At 53.6% G+C, this 2,849-nt stretch carries 2 protein-coding genes; both read left to right on the top strand.

Annotated features, from left to right (window positions below; genetic code table 11):
- The first annotated feature begins 143 nt into the window (after positions 1-143).
- Entirely contained in the window at positions 144-1,841 is a 1,698-nt protein-coding gene (locus B3Z75_RS06920; protein ID WP_294069075.1) for a cellulase family glycosylhydrolase, read from the top strand.
- 13 nt (positions 1,842-1,854) lie between these two features.
- On the top strand, positions 1,855-2,849 hold a 995-nt coding region (locus B3Z75_RS06925), incomplete at its 3' end, for a glycoside hydrolase family 43 protein (protein WP_294069078.1).

A 2,849-nucleotide genomic window follows, 5' to 3' on the forward strand; every position in this document is an offset into this window, starting at 1 on the left:
GAGGGTGCCGTGGTTTGGACGATCGAGCTGTACAACCTCTGGGTACAGCTTGTTGATCCATCCAAGGTCAGTGTAACCATCAACAAGGTGATTACCCCCGGCAAGTATTGACTTTATGAACAGTGACAATTCAGTAGAATCGTATGAGAAAACACTTTGAAAAAATGAATGTTTCCTTGCTGCTTGCTCTTTTGATTTGCATGATAGCCTGCTCCGGTGAAGATGAGCCGGTCGCCCCGGAAATCATGCCGGCCCGTTCGGAATTGATTTTCTCCAAAACGGGAGGGAGCGAGATTCTGTCCGTCAAATCGAATGTTGCACTGGAGGTGAAAAGCAATGAGGAGAGTTGGTGTCGGGTGCTGCCGGCATCCTCTTCTTCAAAAAGTGTTTACCGGTTTACCGTGACGGCAGATGCCAATTCCACTACCAGCGACCGTTCCACTACCCTGACCGTGAAAGGGGGCAATGTCACCCAAACCGTAGCGGTAGTCCAAGCTGCTGCCGATGGATTGATGGTTGCGCCAACTGCGTTCACGGATATAAGCGCCGAGGGCGCTCAGATTGAAGTCCGGTTGACAGCAAACGGACCGGTCACCGTTGCCTGCAACGAGGGCTGGATTACCGAAGCAACCGCCCGTGCCGCGATGACAGAACAGACCAGAACCTTCAACGTGGCGGCCAACTATGGAGCGGAACGAACCGGAACAATCACCTTCACGTTGGGCGATCTGACGGAAACGGTTACCGCCACCCAGCGGGCCGGTACGATCCCTGATGTGGGCATGGAGAGCGACGCCACGGTGCTGGCAGCCAAGATTCATGCTGGCTGGAACATCGGAAATACCCTGGAAGCCATCGGTGGAGAAACGGCCTGGGGGAATCCCAAAATCACAGCAGACTATATTGTAAAAATCAAACAACTGGGTTTTAACGCCATCCGCATTCCCTGTGCCTGGGATCAGTACATCGAAGATGTAGAGAACTACAAGATCAGGGAGAGCTGGCTGGATCGTGTCAATGAGGTGGTGGGCTATTGTGTAGCCAACGATATGTATGCCATCGTCAACATCCATTGGGATGGAGGGTGGCTGGAAAACAACTGTACACCCGACAGGCAGGAGGAAAACAACCGGAAGCAGCATGCTTTGTGGACGCAAATCGCAAACAGGCTGAACCACTACGACGAACATCTACTCTTTGCCGGAACCAACGAACCCAACGTGGACACCGCCCAGAAGATGGCCGTGCTGAAAAGCTATCTGCAGACGTTCATCGATGCGGTACGCGCCACCGGGAGCAACAATGCTGTCCGCAACCTGATTGTGCAGGGACCGAATACCGATATCGACATGACCCACAGCCTGTTTGGCGATATGCCGACCGATGTGGTGCCCAACCGGCTGATGGCGGAGGTGCATTACTACAATCCCTGGACATTCTGCGGCATGACACAGGATGAAACCTGGGGCAGGATGGCCTACTTCTGGGGGCCTTTCGCAGTAAGCGGATCGGATCGCAATTCGACTTTTGGTGACGAGGCAGAGATGAAGTCCTTGTTCGGCAAGATGAAGGCGAAGTTCGTGGACAAAGGGATCCCGGTGATCCTGGGTGAGTATGGTGCCATCACCATTCGCACCGGACTGGGAGCAAACCAGGAGGCACACGACAAGTCGCGCAACCTCTACGACGAAACCGTGACCCGCGAAGCCAAGAACCACGGGCTGGTACCCTTCTACTGGGAAACGGGCAGGGTGGTCGATCGCCATACGGGTGAAATCAAGGACCATTATGCCATGGATGGCATAATGAAAGGAGCGGAAGCAGGAAAATATCCATTTTAAACAGGAATAGGTGATGTCAATAAAATCATATTTTATCCATAAGGGAAAATTCCATTTGGTTCAAACGGCTATCTGCTTGGTTGTCTTTTTATGCATGGCTGGCACCTTGCAGGCTCAAAGCGGCTATCAGAATCCAATCATCAGGGGATTTAATCCCGATCCGAGTGTGTGCCGGGTGAACGACGACTTTTACCTGGTGACCTCTTCGTTCGAGTATTTCCCCGGATTGCCCATTTATCACAGCAAAGACCTGGTCAACTGGCAGCAAATAGGGCACTGCCTTACCCGCGATTCTCAGCTTCCGTTGCAGAAAGCACCCGCCTCCGGTGGTTTGTACGCGCCATCGCTACGCTATCGTGAAGGGGTGTTCTATGTGATCTGCACCAACGTGTCGGGAGGGGGTAATTTCTATTGTACCGCCACCGATCCTGCCGGTCCGTGGAGTGACCCCATATGGGTTGATATCAACAGCATCGACCCCGATATCTTCTGGGACGACGATGGCAGAACCTATTTTGTGACGCAGGGAGATGAAGGAATCCGGATTACCGAAATCGACATACAAACCGGTAAGACAGTGGCTCCCGAGCGTCTTGTCTGGGGAGGAACCGGCGGACGTTTCCCGGAGGCTCCCCACATTTACAAAAAAGATGGCTACTATTATCTGATGTTGGGAGAAGGAGGCACCGAATACATGCACAGCGTGACCATCGGGCGGAGTAAATATCTCTACGGACCTTATGAATCTTGTCCGCTTAATCCGATACTTACCCACGCCAATCGTCGGGGTCAGGCCAACCGGATCCAGGGTGTGGGACATGGAGATATGGTGCAGGCGCAGGATGGCTCCTGGTGGATGGTGTTCCTCGGCTTCCGGGTCACACACCAGTGGGCTTATTACCATGTGCTCGGACGGGAGACCTTTCTGGCACCGGTGGACTGGCCCTCAGGGGGATGGCCCCAGGTGAACGGCAATGGCACCGTCTCCCTGGAGATGAACGTCCCCAC

Source organism: Proteiniphilum sp. UBA1028, from assembly GCF_002316955.1.
Classification (GTDB): Bacteria; Bacteroidota; Bacteroidia; order Bacteroidales; family Dysgonomonadaceae; genus Proteiniphilum.